We start from the raw sequence: 18,724 nt of genomic DNA, 5'->3' as shown, positions 1-18,724 counted from the left end.
CACAAAAGAATTAAAACAAAACTAAAAGGATTGTCCCCTGTGCAATACAGAGTTCAATCCTTAGTAGCTGCTTAATATATTTGTCTAATTTTTTGGGTTCAGTTCAATTTTATCGGTGGTCTTTTATTGAGAAAAAATATATATGCATAAAAGCATATTTTATCCTACCCATTATCGTATACAATATTAATTGTAACAAAACTGATTACAACTAATAAGGAGGCTTTTTCTATTATGAAAAAAATGATTTTAGCAGGTGCATTAACTTTAGCAGGAATTACTGGAGCTACTGCGTTTATTCCTGAAACAAAAGTCGCTGCTGCCGCTCAAGAACAAAGCTTTACAAAATTTTATTCTTTGCAAACTGGAGGTAGTTCTGAACAAGAACCTATTTTCCTTCAAAAAGGACAAGAACTAACAATTCATCCTAACAGCAAAACTCCTAGTTACAGTGTTTATGACTCAAATCATAACCTAATTGGACGTTATTCTGATGGTTACGGCCGAATTTTCACTGCAAAAACAGATGGAAATATGTATGTTCAATTTCATGCACCTTACGTTTACTATAGTCCTGTTAGTTTTTCTGTTACTTATACTATTCAATAAAAAAGAGGTCCTTTATAGGGCCCCTTTTATTTCTCTTGCCAATTCACTTTTACAAATCCATCTTTTACTGTTAATCCGCTTATATTCAATACATATTCTTCATTTGCTTTTAAAGTAACTGTAAAAGTACCTTTTTTCGATTCACAAATTTCCTTTAACTCTTTTATACCTTCTCCTTGTCTTTCATACACACTAAAACATAAGTTTCCTCGTTTTGCATCTGTCTCATAAGAAAATGTCACTTCTGTATCCTTTTCATACTGAAATTCAATATCCTTACTGGCAATATCCCATGATGAGAATTTTGCCTCATAACTTGTTTTCCCTTGCTTCTCATTTGCTAAATATATATCCCCGGCTCTCCATGCATCATCTAACGTTTGTGCAAAAGTAAAAGCACTAAGTAATACAAACATTGTGCTTGCCAATATCGCAACTAATGTTACTTTCTGTTTTTTAACAAAATTCACCTTACATTCTCCTTCAACCTTCTTTTTACTTCTTCTTACCATATATAATAAAAACCCAATAAAGAATGGCAATATAACTGCTAAAATACTCCATCCTTTGCTCATTTGATGTGCTTTAGCATCTGTATATACCCATGATGCAACACATATTAAAAGTGCTATAAAAGCTAAAAACATCGTCACTCCAGCTACTTCAAATAGTACAAACGGATTAGCGAACTCTTTCATGTAATCTATACTCCTTCTTTAAAAATGACTGTATTACAACATATATCGGAATGTATACATGCATCATAATCACAATGGCTATCAACATAGGAATTTTATAATCCAAATGTGTGACAAATTGTTCTATAACAATTGTTAACAAAACAATCCAAATGGTGTGAATACAAATCATCCATTTCCTCTCTAACTTCTGAGCCTTTCGCACGCCCTGCTTCGTGTTATTTATTAGCTCTTCGCTTGGAGTTATCTCTTCTGCTAAGCTACTCTTTACCTTCTGTTCAAATTTATCTTCTGTCATAAACGAACCCCTCCAAATGTTCTCGCATTTGCTTCTTCGCATAATTAAGGCGATATTTCACTGTACCAATCGGTATATTTAATATTTCGCTCATTTCTTTATAAGAGTATTGTTCATAATAGTAGAGTACGAGCACGGTTTTATATTTTTCATTCAATAGCTGTATAACTTCCCGTATCATTTCCGCTTCCACTTTTTGAATAAATTCTTCTGATATATTCACATCATCTGCGAAATCTATTTCTCCACCATCTTCTTTATGAAATAAATCTAAGACGCGATCTTTCCATCTTTTCTTCTTGCGGTAAAAGTCATAAAATGTACGAACGCAAATTGTAGTAATCCACTTTTTATAATTATCCACATAAAAAAAGTTGGTGCCTTGATGAAAAAACCTTTATCCACGTCTCTTGAAAAATATCTTCCGCATCTTCTTTCGTTTTCGCTAACTTATAGCATAAGGAATATATTTGCTGCTTATATATATCAATTAATTCTTCTATCTTTTCTTCCATCATAAGCCTCCTGTCATTTATATAAGACGACGCAAATTCCCCTTTTGTTTGATAAATTTTTTTTATTATCTCCACATAAAAAGGCAATCACAACATCGTGTGATTGCCTTTTATTTAAAAACGAAAGTCCGCTTCCGCTTTTCTTTATGTCCAGCTCTGCCTCCTAGCCCCTTCTGTCTAAGAACCTTAGCCTTCGGGACTAAACAGTCGGCTCCGCTTTTCTTTATTGTCCAGTTCCAGCGGCTAGAATACTCGGTGGCTTCGCGCCTTCCTCCGAGGCAAAGTACACCTCTCTGTCAGGAGCTCCATCCCCCTCCTATTCTAAACGAGCCGCTTCCGCTTTTCTTCATTACATTTTTTCTGGTGCAGATACTCCTACGATTGCTAATGCATTTTGAAGTGTAGTGCGTACTGCTTTCATTAACTCATAACGAGCTTTACTTAATTCTAAGTTATCTTGGTTTAATACTTTTTCTGCATTGTAGAAGCTGTGTAATGTTGCTGCTAATTCAAATACATAGTTTGTAATACGGTGTGGTAGACGTTTTTGTGCTGCATCCGCAACTACCGCTGGGAATTCACCAAGTTTTTTCAGTAACTCTACTTCTTTCTCAGAAGTAACAAGTTTATAGTTCACATCTCCATCTACAGCTAATCCTAATTCTTCGCCTTGACGAAGGATACTGCATACGCGAGCATGAGCATATTGTGCATAGTATACTGGGTTTTCATTAGATTTTGATACAGCTAAGTCCATATCGAAGTCTAAATGAGAATCACCGCTACGCATTGCGAAGAAGTAACGCATTGCGTCCACGCCTACTTCTTCCATAAGCTCACGAAGTGTAACTGCTTTACCCGTACGCTTACTCATCTTCATTTTTTCACCATTTTGGTATAGTTGTACCATTTGGATGATTTCTACTTCAAGCGTGTCTTTATCGTAACCAAGTGCTTGAATAGCAGCCTTCATACGAGGAATGTAACCGTGGTGGTCAGCACCCCAAATGTTGATTAACTTATCAAAACCACGCTCTAATTTATCACGGTGATACGCGATATCTGGCGTTAAGTATGTGTAAGAACCGTCGTTTTTAATTAATACACGATTTTTGTCATCGCCGTAAGTCATTGAACGGAACCAAGTTGCGCCGTCTTCTTCAAAGATCTCTTCACGCTCTTTTAATACAGCAAGAGCTTGATCGATTTTTCCGTTTTTGTATAGTGATGTTTCTGAGAACCATACATCAAATTTAACGCGGAAGCTTTCTAAGTCTTTTTGAAGTTTTGCTAATTCATATTTTAAACCGTACTCACGGTAGAATTCATAGCTTTCTTTTTCATCAGCTTTCGCATAACGATCGCCGAATTCTTCTGCTAAACGTTTACCAATTCCAATGATATCCGCACCATGGTAACCGTCTTCTGGCATTTCTTTATCTAAGCCTAAAGCTTGCATGTAACGAGCTTCAACAGAAAGAGCTAAGTTATGAATTTGGTTACCAGCATCATTAATGTAGTACTCACGAGATACATCGTAGCCTGCTTTTGCTAATAGGTTACATAAAGTGTCACCTACTGCCGCACCACGTGCATGTCCTAAGTGAAGGTCACCTGTTGGATTAGCAGATACGAACTCAACTTGTACTTTTTCACCTTTACCAGTATTCGTTTCACCGTAAGCTTCACCAGCGTTTACGATTGTTGGAATTAAATCTGTTAAGTAGCTATTATCCATATAGAAGTTAATAAAACCAGGACCAGCGATTTCGATTTTTTCAATAGAAGCTTTTGCTTTATCGAAGTTTGCAACTAGTTCTTCTGCAATCATACGAGGTGCTTTTTTCGCAACGCGTGCAAGTTGCATTGCCATATTTGTAGAGAAGTCACCATTTGTTTTATCTTTTGGAGATTCTAATACAACGTTTGGAATCTGTTCTTCTGTCGCTAATTCTGCCTTTAATACAGCAGCCTGAATTTCTTCTTTAATCAATCCTTTTACTTGTTCTAAGGAATTCATTATTTTGCCTCCTTCAAATTAATTGTAATAGTATATCTGCCAGCTTCTTGTTCACTTAGAAGCAATGCGTAAGTTAAGAAGAGTTGTCCTTTTTTCTTTTCATCCGACCATTTAAAAAGAACGTTATCAGTCTTTGTTTGCAATGCAAACGTACCAAGTTCACTCGTATACGTACCAGTTGTCCATTCACCTTTCACATGCGTCTGACGCATAGAAACAGCACCTGAACGCATAATGAGAACTTGTTCATCTTGAATTTTAATAATTGTTTTCACTTCGCCTTGTTCGTTCGGCTCCTGGAATGTTACATATGTACCTTGACCTTTTACATAGTATTGACCATTTGCTTCAAAAGCAACGGTTTCCTTCCTCGCCCCTTCACGGATTTCTGTTACGAAATGAACGTGTACCGGCAAGCCTGCAAGTTGTTTCTCCACGTCTTGCACACCTTTCAAATGTTATAGATATTAAATACTACTTATAATAAATCACTTTTCCTATCATATCAAAAAAAGACTCTGTCTGTCTGCTGAAAAATCAGGAAAACTCCATTTCAAAAAATAATTCACTTCTACTTTATTTCATATGATAAAATATTTTTTAAATCTAAATATTCTTTCAATTAAAGAGGTGAATATAGTGATACCAACAAAGTTAAAAAAGGGTGATGAAATACGAGTGATTTCACCATCGTGTAGTTTAAGTATTGTTTCAAATGAAAATAGAAAACTTGCTATAAAGAGATTAACCGACATGGGCTTTCAAGTTACATTCTCAAAATATGCCGATGAGATAGATCGATTTGCTTCCTCTTCTATTTCTTCCCGCATTCAAGACCTCCATAAAGCATTTGGAGACCCTAATGTAAAAGCTATTTTGACGACACTTGGCGGATACAACTCCAATGGTTTATTGAAACATCTCGATTATGATCTAATTCATAAAAACCCGAAATTTTTCTGTGGTTATTCAGATATTACTGCTTTAAATAATGCAATTTACGCAAAAACAGGTCTCGTTACATATTCAGGACCCCATTTCTCTTCCTTTGGAATGGAGAAAGGGCTCGAGTATACAACCGATTACTTTTTAAAGTGCTTAACTTCTAATGAGCCTATTGAAGTCCTGCCATCTGAAACATGGAGCGATGATTCTTGGTATATAGATCAGGAAAATCGAGAATTTATTAAAAATGAAGGATACGTTTCAATTCAGGAAGGAGAAGCTACGGGAGATATTATCGGTGGCAATATGAGCACATTTAACTTACTGCAAGGCACACCATATATGCCAAATTTAAAGGACAAAATTTTATTTATTGAAGAAGATAGTTTAACTGGAACATCTACTCTTAAAACTTTTGATCGTTATTTACATTCCCTTATGCAGCAGCAAGATTTTGAATACATAAAGGGAATCATTATAGGAAAGATGCAAAAAGGTGCAGAATGTACGATAGAAGACATTCAAGAAATGATTGCTTCAAAACCTGAACTTGCACATATTCCTATCATTGCAAACGCAAGTTTCGGGCATACAACCCCGATTTTCACTTTCCCAATTGGTAGACGTGCAAAAATTATTTCTAACAAGGAAAAAACATCTATCACTATTTTAACGCACTAAAAAGGAGCGAATGAGTCGCTCCTTTTATGGTTTTTCTATTTTTTCCAACGCTTTTTGTGGAATAGATTCTTTCGGGATTTCAGCCCATCCTTTTCCTTGCATACCTTTTGCATAAATTTTTATAAACGCCCCCGTATGCAATTCACGGTTCATCATTCTTTTAATGATCTGTAACTTTCCGTCTTCTGTATACCCTTTAAAAGTATACAAGTATTCTCCGTCTTTTTTCTCACCTTTACCTATAACCGCATAATAATCTTGTATTTCTTTATTTGAAAAGAAGTTGTCTACAAAAGCATGTACACCTTCTGTTTTTGTGTTCAAATAATACGCTGTTCCACCTAGAATAATGGCGAATATAGCTAAAACTTTAATTACCAATTTCATACATGAACCTCCTGTTTGCACTTCTTTCTCACTAGTATTATATCTATACTTGTATTATACGGAAAAGAGCATACTATACTCTATCTAAAAGTCTTACACTTTCCTTACATTATTGTAAGGGATTTTTTCTTACAGCAAGTTCCCAAGAAAAAATTTTTCCGTTTCATACACTTTTATATTATTATTGAATGATACGAATTTTTATTACAAAAATCAAAGGAGACAGTTTTCAAATGGCTATCTTGCAAGGTTTAGCACTATTACTTGTTGTACTTTGTCTATTTACACTTTTTAGTTACCGTGCGCCTTATGGAATGAAGGCGATGGGTGCTTTAGCTAATGCAGCAATCGCAAGTTTTCTTATTGAAGCATTTCACCGTTATATAGGTGGAGAAATGTTTCATAATGACTTTTTACAATCAGTAGGAGAAGCTTCCGGTAGTATGAGCGGTGTCGCAGCAGCGATTTTAGTCGCATTAGCAATCGGTGTTTCCCCCGTATACGCTGTTTTAATTGGTATCGCTACTAGTGGATTCGGTATTTTACCAGGATTTTTCGCTGGATACGTTTGTGCTTTCGTCGTGAAATTTCTCGAAAAGAAATTACCAGCTGGCGTGGAATTTTTAGCAATCCTATTTATCGCTGCACCAATCTCACGCGGAATGGCAATGCTTATGGATCCGCTTGTTAACGCAACACTCGGTAAAATCGGTTCTATGATTTCAGTTGCAACTACAGAAAGTCCTATCATTATGGGTATTATGCTTGGTGGATTAATAACAGTTATTTCTACCTCTCCACTAAGTTCTATGGCACTAACTGCAATGCTTGGATTAACAGGTTTACCTATGGCAATTGGTAGTCTTGCCGTTGCGGCCTCAGCCCCGATGAACTTTATTTTCTTTAAACGATTAAAAATTTGTTCAAAGAAAGATACAATTGCTGTAGCAATCGAGCCTTTAACACAAGCCGATATTGTCTCAGCAAATCCAATTCCTATCTATATGACAAATTTCGTTGGCGGTGCACTTGCCGGTATTATTACATCGCTATTCCAACTTGTTAATAATGCACCAGGAACAGCATCACCAATTCCAGGTCTTCTTGTCCTATTCGGATTTAATGACGTTATAAAAGTAACGATCGCTGCCGTACTATGTGGAATCGTTACCACTATTGTCGGATACATTGGATCTATTGTGTTCCGTAAATATCCAATCCGCTCTGCTGATGAAATTCGCGGAGTTACTTCGGAAGAGAAGGTTGCATAAGAAAAAGAGCTATTCCCATCGTTTGAGAATAGCTTTTTTTTGTGTTGCGTAACGGTAAATGAAATTATATCGGCGGTTTTTTTAATATATCAGCGCAACTCGAATTATATCGGCGATTTTTTTAATATATCGGCGCAACTCGAATTATATCAGCGATTTTTTTAATATATCGGCGCAACTCGAATTATATCAGCGATTTTTTTAATATATCGGCGCAACTCGAATTATATCAGCGATTTTTTTAATATATCGACTTACCGACACATAACGACAAAATAAGAGCCCTCTAATCATATAGAGGGCTCTTACTTTATCTAGCTGCAGCGGCTAGAATCTCCAGCCATTTCACACTCTCGGCCTACGCTAAAAGTACTTCTCGGTCGAGCGTTCCAATGACCTGCGATTCTGAGCGAGCTGCCTCCGCTTTTATTACTATCCAGTTACGCCTCCTAGACCCTTGCGTCTAAGAACCTTAGTCACCGGGTCTAAACAGTCGGCTTCCGCTTTTATTTCACCCAACCGAGCAGCATTTCCCGCACGAATTTGCTTGCTGCGACTGGTGTTTGATCACTATGGTCGTAGACTGGAGCTACTTCTACTAAGTCTGCTCCAACTACATTTATATTTGAATTTGCAATTGCTACGATGGAATCTAATAATTCTTTAGATGTGATACCGCCAGCTTCTAACGTTCCTGTTCCTGGAGCGTGAGCTGGGTCTAATACATCAATGTCGATTGTGACATAGACTGGGCGGCCAGCAAGTTTCGGTAATACTTCTTTTAACGGTTCTAATACGTCAAATTTGTATAAGTTCATACCTACTTCTTTCGCCCATTCAAATTCTTCCTTCATTCCAGAACGAATTCCGAAAGAATATACGTTTTCCGGACCAATTAAATCACACACTTTACGAATTGGTGTAGAGTGGGATAAAGGCTCCCCTTCATACGATTCACGTAAATCAGTATGAGCATCCATGTGGATGATTGCTAAATCCGGATATTTTTTTGCCATTGCCTTAAAAATTGGCCAAGACACTAGGTGCTCACCGCCGAGACCTAGTGGAAACTTATCGGCATCTAAAAGTTTTGATACATACTCTTCAATCATGTCTAAGCTGCGTTGTGCGTTTCCGAATGGTAATGGGATATCACCCGCATCAAAATATTTTACCTCTTCTAGTTCACGATCTAAATACGGGCTATATTCTTCAAGACCGATTGATACTTCACGAATACGTGCAGGGCCAAAACGAGATCCCGGACGGTAACTTACTGTCCAATCCATAGGCATCCCATAAATAACTACCTTTGACTCTTCAAAACTTGGATGACTTTTAATAAATACTTTACCTGAATAAGCTTCATCAAAACGCATATTCTTTTCCTCCTTATGTGGAACTTAAGGTATCCCAACCTTTCACTATTTCTCAAATTTGGAGCGAATTGCTCCTCTTTCTCGATTTACCGGGTCTTCTTTTTAACAACAAGAAGAAGATTTTCTTTACAGGAGTGTAAGTAGCTAGCATGTTCAAGTCTTCTGGACAAACACCTTAAATGAGCTACTTACACTTTATTTATTTGATACAATTCTCTTACTTAATTAAATCGCCAACAAATTTCGGTAATGCGAATGCTGCATTGTGTAATTCTTTTGTGTAGTATTTCGTTTCGATTTCGTGGAAACGCTCTTCACTTACTTCTAATGGATCATGTTTTTTAGATCCAATTGTGAACGTCCAAAGACCACTTGGGTAAGTTGGAATGTTTGCTGTGTATAAACGAGTAATTGGGAAGATCTCTTTTACGTCTTTAAACACAGTTGTAATTAGTTCTGGTGTAAACCAAGGGTTGTCCGTTTGTGCAACGAAAATACCATCTTCTTTTAACGCTTTTGAAATTCCAGCGTAGAAGCCTTTTGTAAATAGGTTTACTGCTGGTCCTACTGGCTCAGTAGAATCTACCATAATTACATCGTATTCATTTTCGCTTTCTGCGATATGTAGGAAACCGTCTCCTACTTTTACTTCTACACGCTCATTATCTAATGCGCCTGCAATTGATGGTAAGTATTGTTTAGAGTACTCAATTACTTTTCCATCGATTTCAACAAGAGTTGCTTTCTTTACACTTGGGTGTTTTAACACTTCACGAATAACACCACCATCACCGCCACCAACAACTAATACGTTTTCAGGGTTTGGATGTGTAAATAAGGGTACGTGTGCTACCATTTCGTGATAAACGAACTCATCTTTTTCTGTTGTCATAACCATGCCATCTAAAATAAGCATGTTTCCGAACTCTTCCGTTTCGACCATATCAAGTTTTTGGAATTCTGTTTGCTCCGTATGTAATGTGCGGTTAATACGCGCCGTAATCCCAAAATGTTTTGTTTGTTTTTCAGTGAACCATAGTTCCATCGTACAATCACGCCTTTCAATGCAAATTTATAATAGGGACATCATTAATGTCCCCTAACAAAAATAAAACAAAACATCCAAAATGTATAGTTAAAAGTACAAAAATACCGAAAATATATTTTAGTCAGAGGGTTCTAACATATGTGCGGAAAGGGTTTGCACCGTAAAAGGAAAGAAAACCCTTTCTTAAGAAAGGGCTTTTGTCTCTATTTCTACTGGTTTACGAATTGGAATTAGGATCATAATACAACCAACTAACACAACAATTCCACCTACTAAAAACGGACTTTGTGGTGAAACAGTATGACCGATAATTCCTGATAAAATTGGAGCAATCGCACCACCTAACCAACGAACAAAGTTATAAACACCTGACGTAACAGATCTTTCATAAGGTGAAATATCCATTACATAACTTGTATATAATGCATTGTTTAAGCCAGATGCCAATCCTGATAAAACGATAAGAGTAATTTGTAACCACATAATTTTCACAAAGAATAGTGCAATTAAGAAAATCGCAAATACGAGTAAACTACCCTTTAATAATGTTTTTGGTTCATATTTCCCTTCTAGCTTATGTGCTAAAATTGCAGAACCGTAAGCTAACGCGAGCCCCCATCCGCAAAATACAAAGCCTAATTGAATAGCTGATAAATGCATAATAAGTGGTGAATATGCTAACACAACGAAAAATCCGTAGTAGTATAACATTCCTGAAATCGCACCTTGCATAAACGGTTTATACTTCACCAGGTTAAGTAATTCCCCTACCCCAGCAGCCTTACGCTTCACTTTTCGCTCCGGTTCTTTTACAAAAAAGAATACTAAAATAAATGCTAAGAAAATTAAAATACTTGTCGCGAAAAACGGATAACGCCAAGAATGACCACCTAATATCCCGCCTAATAATGGTCCGCCAGCCATGCCTAAACCGATAGCTGCTTCGTATAATCCTACTGCTTCATGAACTTCTTTACTTAATGCTATTAATAGCGTCATTGCTGTAGCAAAAAACATCGCATTTCCTAATCCCCATCCAGCGCGGAAAAGAGATAATTGAGCAATCGTTTGCGATATACCGCATATAAACGCAAATACAGTCACAATCGCAAGACCGATTGTCATCATCCGTTTATCACCAAATCTCGATGCAAATATACCAGCTGGTAACATCATGATTGCCATCGTTAAAATATAAGCGGTAAATAACATTTCAACTTGCCAATGCGTTGCACCGATTTTCTCAGCAATAATTGGCAAAATTGGGTCAACTACCCCTATACCCGAAAAGGCAAGGAAGGTAGCCACCACTGTAATCAATCTCCCTAGTTTTTGTTTGCTCTCCATTTTGATTACTCTCCTTTTGTGTTCTCTAAAAATGTTACTGCACGATGTAAACTATCTTCTAGTTCTGCCTTTACACGTTGCATTTGCTCCATTTTTTCGTCTAGCGTTTCCACTTGTTTTTCAAGCATATCTTTAATTTCTTGAATCACTTCACGATCACGAGGGTTTTCGCTATTTCTTCTTTGCTCCATTCTTTCTTTTAACGATAAAAAATGCTGCATCTCTTGAAGCGTAATTCCTAACACTTCTTTCGCTTCCACAATTTTTTTAATTCTGGCGATATCCCCGTCTGTATACAGGCGAATGTTCCCCTCACTACGTTCAGGGGGATGAATTAAACCAATTTCCTCATAATAACGAAGTGTACGTTTTGTCAAACCAACTTGCTTTGTTACTTCATCAATTTTATACATGTTTATTCCTCCCTTCACTTGATTATTACATTTTACGTTAACGTTAACTTTTGTGCAACTGTTAGACTTTTGTAAATGTTTGTCATATTCAATTGTATTTTCCCTAAAGCAGTTTCATAATGAAAGAAAAGAGATAATAAGGAGAATTTCACATGAGTAAACCACTTATTTTCGCTCACCGCGGAGTAAAAGGAACACATCCCGAAAATACGATGATTGCCTTCCAAGAAGCAGAACGCATTGGCGCTCACGGAATTGAACTCGATGTCCACTTATCAAAAGATGGTGAACTTGTCGTAATTCACGATGAAACCGTCGATCGTACAACAAATGGCGTTGGACTTGTTTCGGAAAAAACGGTAGAGGAACTACAATCATTGGACGCTGGTAGCTATAAAGACCCTTCTTTCCATGAAGCAAAAATCCCAACGTTGCGTGAGGTTTTCATTTGGCTTTCCACAACGAACTTACAACTAAATATTGAATTAAAGACAGATGTTATTCATTACCCAAATATTGAGGAAAAAGCTGTTGCACTTGTGCGTGAATATCATCTTTCTAATCAAATTGTATTTTCATCATTTAACCATGACTCTGTTTCATTATTAGCAGAAATTGCTCCTGAAATCCCAAGAGCAATTTTATATGATACACCACTTTCTGATCCAATTGCCGAAGCAAAACATAGAGAAGCAAATGGATTACATCCAAACTTCCAGTTATTAACGAAAGAATTTGTGCAGTTAGCACAAGAGCAAGGGTATGTTTTCCGTCCATATACAATTAATGAATACAAAGATTTACAAACTATGATTGATTATGGTGTAGATGTCATCATTACTGATTGGCCAGCACGTGCCTTTGAGCTCCTTTCTTAATGGAAGGGGCTTTTTTATTTTCGAAATTTCATTGTTTAAAATAAATGAAAACCCTCAATACTAATACAATAACGCTTGTATTAATGAGGGGCTGAAAAAAGATGGATCAAACTATGAATCCAAAACTTAAAAAATATAAACGTCTTTTCTTCACCGCAATGTTTTCTTGCGTCCTTTTCTTCGTTTTTTCTTTTTTTATTATTATTATAGTTGCAAAAATTATGGGACCTCCTCCTGTTGCGGTCCCGCAAACAAGCGTCTTTTACGCAAATGATGACACTGTTATAGGACAAAGTAATGAAATGCAAAAACGTTACAATGTATCTCTTAATGAAATTTCACCTTATGTAAAAGAGGCGACACTATCTATTGAAGATCAACGATTCTACAAACATCATGGCTTTGATATGAAACGTATTGCTGGTGCCATTGTTGCCGATTTAAAAGCGATGGCAAAAGTCCAAGGTGCTAGTACGATTACACAACAGTATGCTCGTAACCTTTACTTAGATCATGATAAAACGTGGAAACGTAAACTATTAGAAGCAATGTACACAATTCGCCTTGAGGTGAATTATAATAAAAATCATATTTTAGAAGGATATTTAAATACAATTTATTACGGACATGGCGCTTATGGCATCGAAGCTGCATCCCGTCTATATTTCGATAAAACGGCAAAAGAGTTAACATTAGCAGAAGCTAGTATGCTCGCAGGTATCCCGAAAGGGCCAAGTGTCTATTCTCCCTTTTTGAAAGAGGATCGTGCGAAAGGACGACAAGCTCTCATATTAGATGAAATGGTAGAACAAGGATATATTACGAAGCAACAAGCAGCCTTAGCGAAGAAAGAGCCACTAACTTTTGCCTCATTAGATACGAAAAAAGTAGCAGAGGTCGCACCATATTTCCAAGATGCTGTACAAGCTTCGCTCCTTCGTGATGTTGGATTAGACGAACAAGCTTTACAACGGGGTGGCTTGCGAATTTATACAACGCTAGACCCTAAACTACAAGCTGTAGCAGAACAAGCTGTAAAAGATCACATACCTGACACAACAAACATACAAACTGCTCTCGTCTCTATGAATCCAAAGACAGGTGAAGTGGCTGCTCTTGTTGGTGGAACTGATTATACTACGAGTCAATTTAACAGGGCTACACAAGCCATTCGTCAGCCTGGTTCTACATTTAAGCCATTTCTATATTATGCGGCATTAGAACGAGGATTCACGCCTGCTACGCGCTTAAAAAGCGAATATACTGTATTCACCTTAGGTGACGGCGTTTCAAAGTATAAACCGAAGAACTATAAAGATTATTATGCAGATGATTTCGTAACGATGGCACAAGCTCTCGCAGTCTCTGATAACATATATGCTGTGAAAACGAATTTGTTTTTAGGCGATGACGCGCTTGCAAAAACAGCGAAACAATTTGGAATTAAAAGTGCATTAAAAGATGTGCCTTCTCTAGCTCTTGGTACATCACCAGTAAAACCAATTGAAATGGTTAACGCTTATAGCATGTTCGCAAATGGTGGCAAAGAAGTAAAACCTACTTTCATTCGCCGCATTATGGATCATGAAGGAAATATATTATACGATGCTCATTTAGAGAGTAAACAAGTTCTCGACAAGAGCAAAGCGTTTGTAATGGAAGAAATGATGACTGGTATGTTTAATAAGAAACTAAGCAGCTATGCTGCTGTAACTGGTCAATCGATGTTATCCAAACTATCAAGAACATATGCCGGCAAATCTGGTTCTACTGAAACGGATAGTTGGATGATCGGATTTACTCCGCAAATCGTAACTGGTGTGTGGGTCGGATATGATCAACCTAAATCTATTTCAAACGTAGCAGAACAAGGATATGCGAAGAAAATATGGACTGATACGATGGAGAAAGGGTTAGAGGGACAACCAAAAAAAGAATTTAAACAACCAAGTGACGTCGTAGCGGTTAATATCAATCCAGAGAACGGTAAAATTGCTACAAAAAATTGTCCTATTTCTGTGAAAATGTATTTCGCTAAAGGTACCGAACCGACTGAATATTGTATGGATCACGTCGATGATAAAGAAGAATTTGAAAAAACGACTGAAGAAAAGAAAAAAACAAGTTGGTGGAAAAAATATCTTCCTTGGTAAAAAAAATAGCTGACGGGCATCCGTCAGCTATTTTTTATTCACTTAATAATGCACGGCGCAATTCTTCACTAGATTCGTTCCAAATCGCTTCATTATGTTCTTTCAAGAACGTACCAAGTACCTTTTTAGATGATTCATCCATATGGTCAACCATAATGTGACGCTTCAATGATTTATCCATTTTATTTACGTGCTCTGGAAGTGATTTATATCCGCGGCGAATTTCACGGTCTACTGTCATTTCACAAGCTGTTACACCTGCATAATACGCACCTGTCGCAGTTCTTTCAATCGTTACCCAAACAAGCCAAAATGGTTTTCCGTTTGGAACTTCATCTTTATTTGTTAAAAACTTAATACCTTTTTCTACTGTACTACGCGCGTGCATCGCACCAATATCAACGAATGCAGTTCTCTCTAGTACATCAACAAATACAGGTGAAATGTTTTCTAAGCTTAATGCCCCAACACCAAATCCACCATGTCCATCTGTTGAATCATTTTTCACGATATTAAAACCGATTTTTTTCTTTTTCTCTGTCATATGTAAGTTCCTCCTCGTTTAAAGGCCGAAAATAGGCGCAATGATATTCTGTAAAAATATTAATACATACGGAATAACAACATTAAAAATAGGCTGAATTGTGTAATTACTAAGCGGTGTAATAACAAGAATTAATAACGCAATTGCCCCGTATTTTTCATACTGTGTCATTTTCGCGCGAATATTTGCTGGTGCTAAATCTTCCACTACGCGATACCCATCAAGTGGCGGTATCGGTAATAAATTAAAGACAAGTAAAACGATATTCAGCATAATAAAAATCTGGAAAAATTGAGCTAACGTATCTGCTACTGCAGATGGAATTGAGTATAATACACCAAATTTTAATAAGCTATACCAAATAATTAAACCAATTGCGCTTAAAATTAAGTTACTAATCGGCCCTGCAATTGAAACTAATATACCTGCAAGACGCGGTCTTTTAAAGTTATATGGGTTAACAGGAACCGGTCTTGCCCAACCGAATCCAAGAATTAATACTGCAATCAAACCTATAGGATCTAAGTGTGCCATCGGTGATAACGTTAAACGGCCTTGTCTCTTTGCTGTATCGTCTCCAAATTTATATGCTACATATGCATGTGCAAATTCATGAACTGATAATGCGATAATAATGGCCATTGCTACCAAAGGAATTTGGTGCAACGGGTATCTAAATAACTGATCCATGCTTCATCTCCTCTTCCATATGTCAAAAAAAGAAATTATTTGTTTTTTCGATTGTTCTTCCCCATAATCCGCTATAATAAGAGTGTAACTTACATAAAAGGAGCGATTGTACATGCCATACGTAACAGTGAAAATGCTAGAAGGACGCACAGAAGAACAAAAGAAAGCTCTTGCTGAGAAAGTAACAGCAGCAGTAAGCGAAACAACTGGTGCTCCTGAAGAAAACATCGTTGTTTTCATCGAAGAAATGTCTAAAAACCATTATGCAGTTGGCGGAAAACGCTTAAGCGACAAATAATTTCAAGTTTTTTCATAAGAAGCAGTCATTAGCTGCTTCTTATTTCTTTCCTTCTAACAACTCAATAATTCTCTCTTTATATTTTCCTTTTCTTCCATCTTCATAGATTAAATCATGCGGATAGAATGGCTTTTGATCTGTTCTTTTCTTACCTGTAATCGCCTCAACAATATCCGACTCACGTGAAAGCTCTCTAAGCTCTCCGTTTGGCATAAGAAGTAGGATTGGTAGACGCTCTTCTTCTTCTCCTGCACGATAAAAGTCATACGGTAAGTCTGATGTTGAATCAACTACTAAATAATACTCTGGATCAAGTCCAATCTTTTTAAATAAACTACTTAACTCCATCCAATTATCTAAACCGTGTTTATCTGTAAACTCTACATATTTAAATAGATTTCGATTCATAAAACGGCGGCATAAATCGCTTAAAATTGGATCTTCTTCTTCCTGCCATACTTGGAAGTAGTAATACATAACGTTCTCGTCTAACTTTAAATAATCCTCTACTGTTACTTCTTCTTCAAATAAAGAATAGAAATGAACAGGATGATTTTTAAATGTATAATACTTCTCGTGCAGTGATTTCGCACGGTGTAAAATCTTCGTTAAAATAACTTCTGCACTTCGCGTTACCGGGTGGAAATATACTTGCCAATACATTTGATAACGACTCATAATGTAATGCTCAACAGCATGCATACCACTATTTTTAATGACTACTTGATTCCCATACGGACGCATTACACGCAGTATACGTTCCATATCGAAGTTTCCGTACTTTACGCCTGTAAAATAAGCATCTCTTAATAAATAATCCATACGATCCGCATCAATTTGGCTCGAAATCATACTAATCGCTAATTTATTAGTAGATGTTTTTGCAATTACATCTGCTACCTTTTGTGGAAACTCCTTATCAACACGACTTAATACATCATTAATCTCCGTATCGCCTACGATAATCTTTTGCGTAAATTTCTCATGATCTAATGAAAATACTTTTTCAAACGAGTGAGAAAATGGGCCGTGACCGACATCATGAAGTAATGCCGCACATAAACATAACAATCTATCTTCAGCATTCCAATTTGGTCTGCCATCAAACACATCATCAATCATACGACGAATAATTTCGTATACACCTAACGAATGAGTAAAGCGACTATGCTCTGCACCGTGAAATGTAAAAAATGTCGTTCCAAGCTGCTTAATACGGCGCAAGCGTTGAAATTCTTTCGTTCCGATTAAATCCCAAATAACACGATCACGCACGTGCACATATTTATGTACTGGGTCTTTAAACACTTTTGTTTCGCTGAGTTTGTCGTTTAAATATACCACTTTCCGACATCCCCCTTTCTTTACTACATTCTTACTTTATATTATAAACGAAATGAGAAACAGAAAGAAATGAAAGACTGTATTAATTCCCTTTATAAAAAGAAAAAATCACCTTTACCGAAGTAAAAGTGATTTCCTTTATACATTATTTACCTAAAACGAATTCAGCAACTTCGTCTAAGATCATATCTTTCCCTAGTGGGAAGTAACCTTTGTTTAAGTCTTCATTTTTAATTGTAAATACGTGGTTATTTTTAACAGCGTTCATGTTTTTCCAAATTGATTCTTCTTGGAATTCTTTTAAGCGCTGAGAACCGTCACCAGTTGTAAATACGAATAAGTAATCTGGGTTGTAATCGATTAAAGCTTCTTTTTGTACTTGTACTAACGGTTTATCAGTTGGTGTACCTTTAACTGCTGGTAGTTTTAAATCATTAAAGATTACGCTACCGTAACCGTAATCACCATATACGCGGAAAGCATTTGGATATGCAGCCATTTTCATAAATGTTGCTTCACCAGTTTTAGCGACGATTTTGTCATGTAATTTGCTTGCTTTTTCATCATACTTTTTGAACCATTCTTTTGTTTCTTTTTCTTTACCGAAGATTTGACCTACTTCTTCGAATTTTGGACGCCATTGATCTAATGGAGTGTTTAACATAACTGTTGGTGCAATTTTAGATAATTGATCATAAATCTTTTCTTGACGATTATTTACAAGAATTAAATCTGGTTTTGCAGCAGCTACTGCTTCAATGTTAATTTTATCGCCCCAAGCAGAACCAACTGGTTTAACGTCTTTTAGTTTCTTTTCAATATGTGCATCAATTTTTTCTTGAGATGTATTAGCAGTAATAACCGGTTTCATACCGAAAATTAATAATTCTTCTGTTGAACCACTAAGGTCAGCAATTTTCTTTGGGTTTGCAGGAATTTTAATTTCCCCTTTTGCATGTTTTACAGTGCGCTCTTCAGTCTTTGCATCTGCTTTCTTTTCTTCTTCTTTGTTAGAACAAGCTGCAAATAGTACAGAAGTCACAACTAGTACCATTGCTAATAGTGCCATTTTAAAATTCTTCATGTTCCCACTCCTTCTAGCTGTATTTATCTTATAAGTTACAATGAACTATAAGAAACAAAGATAACAATTAATTAATATATATTTATTAACTGTTGTTAATAACCCATTCTAACGGGCGTTCA

General features: G+C 36.5%; 20 protein-coding genes and 1 pseudogene. 7 read left to right on the top strand and 14 right to left on the bottom strand.

Translation table 11 applies throughout. The annotated features are described in order from the left end of the window. A partial coding sequence (locus ACS2CR_RS23075; protein ID WP_139784074.1) for an IS3 family transposase occupies positions 1–75 on the top strand: 75 nt, incomplete at its 5' end. A gap of 159 nt (positions 76–234) precedes the next feature. Then, a complete protein-coding gene (locus ACS2CR_RS23070) occupies positions 235–609 on the top strand; it encodes a hypothetical protein (protein WP_000738221.1) in 375 nt (124 codons plus the stop codon). 26 nt (positions 610–635) lie between these two features. Here ACS2CR_RS23070 and ACS2CR_RS23065 read toward each other — a convergent pair whose 3' ends face one another. The 5 genes and pseudogenes from ACS2CR_RS23065 to ACS2CR_RS23045 form a co-directional block, all read right to left on the bottom strand. Next, complete coding sequence (locus tag ACS2CR_RS23065; RefSeq protein ID WP_000657191.1) at positions 636–1,307, bottom strand: hypothetical protein; 672 nt, start codon at positions 1,305–1,307, stop codon at positions 636–638. Continuing rightward, a complete protein-coding gene (locus ACS2CR_RS23060; RefSeq protein WP_000133823.1) occupies positions 1,291–1,605 on the bottom strand; it encodes a hypothetical protein in 315 nt (104 codons plus the stop codon). The genes ACS2CR_RS23065 and ACS2CR_RS23060 overlap by 17 nt, the downstream gene beginning before the upstream one ends. Further along, positions 1,592–2,120, bottom strand: a pseudogene (locus tag ACS2CR_RS23055) (RNA polymerase sigma factor). Before ACS2CR_RS23055 ends, ACS2CR_RS23060 begins: the two are co-directional and overlap by 14 nt. Before the next feature lie 349 nt (positions 2,121–2,469). Further along, a complete protein-coding gene (argS, locus tag ACS2CR_RS23050) occupies positions 2,470–4,140 on the bottom strand; it encodes an arginine--tRNA ligase (protein WP_153602657.1) in 1,671 nt (556 codons plus the stop codon). Next, a complete protein-coding gene (locus ACS2CR_RS23045; RefSeq protein ID WP_000414867.1) occupies positions 4,140–4,577 on the bottom strand; it encodes a DUF1934 domain-containing protein in 438 nt (145 codons plus the stop codon). The genes argS and ACS2CR_RS23045 overlap by 1 nt, the downstream gene beginning before the upstream one ends. Before the next feature lie 202 nt (positions 4,578–4,779). Here ACS2CR_RS23045 and ACS2CR_RS23040 point away from each other — a divergent pair, with 202 nt between their 5' ends. Then, positions 4,780–5,766 (top strand): S66 family peptidase, encoded by a 987-nt coding sequence (locus ACS2CR_RS23040; RefSeq protein ID WP_309567881.1) that lies wholly within the window; start codon positions 4,780–4,782, stop codon positions 5,764–5,766. A gap of 24 nt (positions 5,767–5,790) precedes the next feature. Here ACS2CR_RS23040 and ACS2CR_RS23035 read toward each other — a convergent pair whose 3' ends face one another. After that, on the bottom strand, positions 5,791–6,153 hold the full coding sequence (locus tag ACS2CR_RS23035) for a YxeA family protein (protein ID WP_153602655.1): 363 nt from the start codon (positions 6,151–6,153) through the stop codon (positions 5,791–5,793). Positions 6,154–6,386: 233 nt separating this feature from the next. On the opposite strand from ACS2CR_RS23035, the gene ACS2CR_RS23030 reads away from it, so the two are divergent. Continuing rightward, positions 6,387–7,424 (top strand): PTS sugar transporter subunit IIC, encoded by a 1,038-nt coding sequence (locus tag ACS2CR_RS23030; protein WP_000996309.1) that lies wholly within the window; start codon positions 6,387–6,389, stop codon positions 7,422–7,424. A 506-nt stretch (positions 7,425–7,930) separates the two neighbouring features. Here ACS2CR_RS23030 and speB read toward each other — a convergent pair. The 4 genes from speB to ACS2CR_RS23010 form a co-directional block, all read right to left on the bottom strand. After that, positions 7,931–8,803 carry an agmatinase gene (gene speB / locus ACS2CR_RS23025; protein WP_001209831.1) on the bottom strand — a complete coding sequence of 291 codons (873 nt, stop codon included), beginning with the start codon at positions 8,801–8,803 and terminating at the stop codon, positions 7,931–7,933. A 217-nt stretch (positions 8,804–9,020) separates the two neighbouring features. Continuing rightward, positions 9,021–9,848, bottom strand: a complete 828-nt coding sequence (speE, locus tag ACS2CR_RS23020; RefSeq protein ID WP_000424696.1) for a polyamine aminopropyltransferase — start codon at positions 9,846–9,848, stop codon at positions 9,021–9,023. 186 nt (positions 9,849–10,034) lie between these two features. Further along, on the bottom strand, positions 10,035–11,198 hold the full coding sequence (locus ACS2CR_RS23015; RefSeq protein WP_000444233.1) for an MFS transporter: 1,164 nt from the start codon (positions 11,196–11,198) through the stop codon (positions 10,035–10,037). 5 nt (positions 11,199–11,203) lie between these two features. Next, entirely contained in the window at positions 11,204–11,611 is a 408-nt protein-coding gene (locus tag ACS2CR_RS23010; RefSeq protein ID WP_000276578.1) for a MerR family transcriptional regulator, read from the bottom strand. Positions 11,612–11,763: 152 nt separating this feature from the next. Between ACS2CR_RS23010 and ACS2CR_RS23005 the strand changes: the two genes are divergently transcribed. Continuing rightward, complete coding sequence (locus ACS2CR_RS23005; RefSeq protein ID WP_000042788.1) at positions 11,764–12,489, top strand: glycerophosphodiester phosphodiesterase; 726 nt, start codon at positions 11,764–11,766, stop codon at positions 12,487–12,489. A 101-nt stretch (positions 12,490–12,590) separates the two neighbouring features. After that, on the top strand, positions 12,591–14,642 hold the full coding sequence (locus ACS2CR_RS23000) for a transglycosylase domain-containing protein (protein WP_016111035.1): 2,052 nt from the start codon (positions 12,591–12,593) through the stop codon (positions 14,640–14,642). Between the two features lie 34 nt (positions 14,643–14,676). Here ACS2CR_RS23000 and ACS2CR_RS22995 read toward each other — a convergent pair whose 3' ends face one another. Beyond that, positions 14,677–15,186 carry a YwhD family protein gene (locus ACS2CR_RS22995; RefSeq protein WP_016111036.1) on the bottom strand — a complete coding sequence of 170 codons (510 nt, stop codon included), beginning with the start codon at positions 15,184–15,186 and terminating at the stop codon, positions 14,677–14,679. 18 nt (positions 15,187–15,204) lie between these two features. Next, positions 15,205–15,876: a site-2 protease family protein gene (locus ACS2CR_RS22990; RefSeq protein ID WP_016111037.1), complete on the bottom strand. Its 672-nt coding sequence runs from the start codon at positions 15,874–15,876 to the stop codon at positions 15,205–15,207. Between the two features lie 112 nt (positions 15,877–15,988). Between ACS2CR_RS22990 and ACS2CR_RS22985 the strand changes: the two genes are divergently transcribed. After that, the gene (locus ACS2CR_RS22985; protein WP_001147171.1) at positions 15,989–16,174 is read left to right on the top strand and encodes a 2-hydroxymuconate tautomerase; all 186 of its coding nucleotides are present in this window, start codon (positions 15,989–15,991) and stop codon (positions 16,172–16,174) included. Positions 16,175–16,213: 39 nt separating this feature from the next. Here ACS2CR_RS22985 and ACS2CR_RS22980 read toward each other — a convergent pair whose 3' ends face one another. Together ACS2CR_RS22980 and ACS2CR_RS22975 are read right to left on the bottom strand one after the other, a co-directional pair. Further along, positions 16,214–17,518, bottom strand: coding sequence for an HD domain-containing protein (locus ACS2CR_RS22980; protein WP_309567882.1), 1,305 nt, complete (start codon positions 17,516–17,518; stop codon positions 16,214–16,216). Between the two features lie 145 nt (positions 17,519–17,663). Beyond that, positions 17,664–18,602 carry an ABC transporter substrate-binding protein gene (locus ACS2CR_RS22975; protein WP_000787724.1) on the bottom strand — a complete coding sequence of 313 codons (939 nt, stop codon included), beginning with the start codon at positions 18,600–18,602 and terminating at the stop codon, positions 17,664–17,666. Positions 18,603–18,724 lie beyond the last annotated feature (122 nt).

It is taken from the genome of Bacillus cereus group sp. BceL291 (genome assembly GCF_051776705.1).
GTDB lineage: Bacteria > Bacillota > Bacilli > Bacillales > Bacillaceae_G > Bacillus_A > Bacillus_A cereus.
This window is presented reverse-complemented; position numbering and strand designations above follow the sequence as displayed.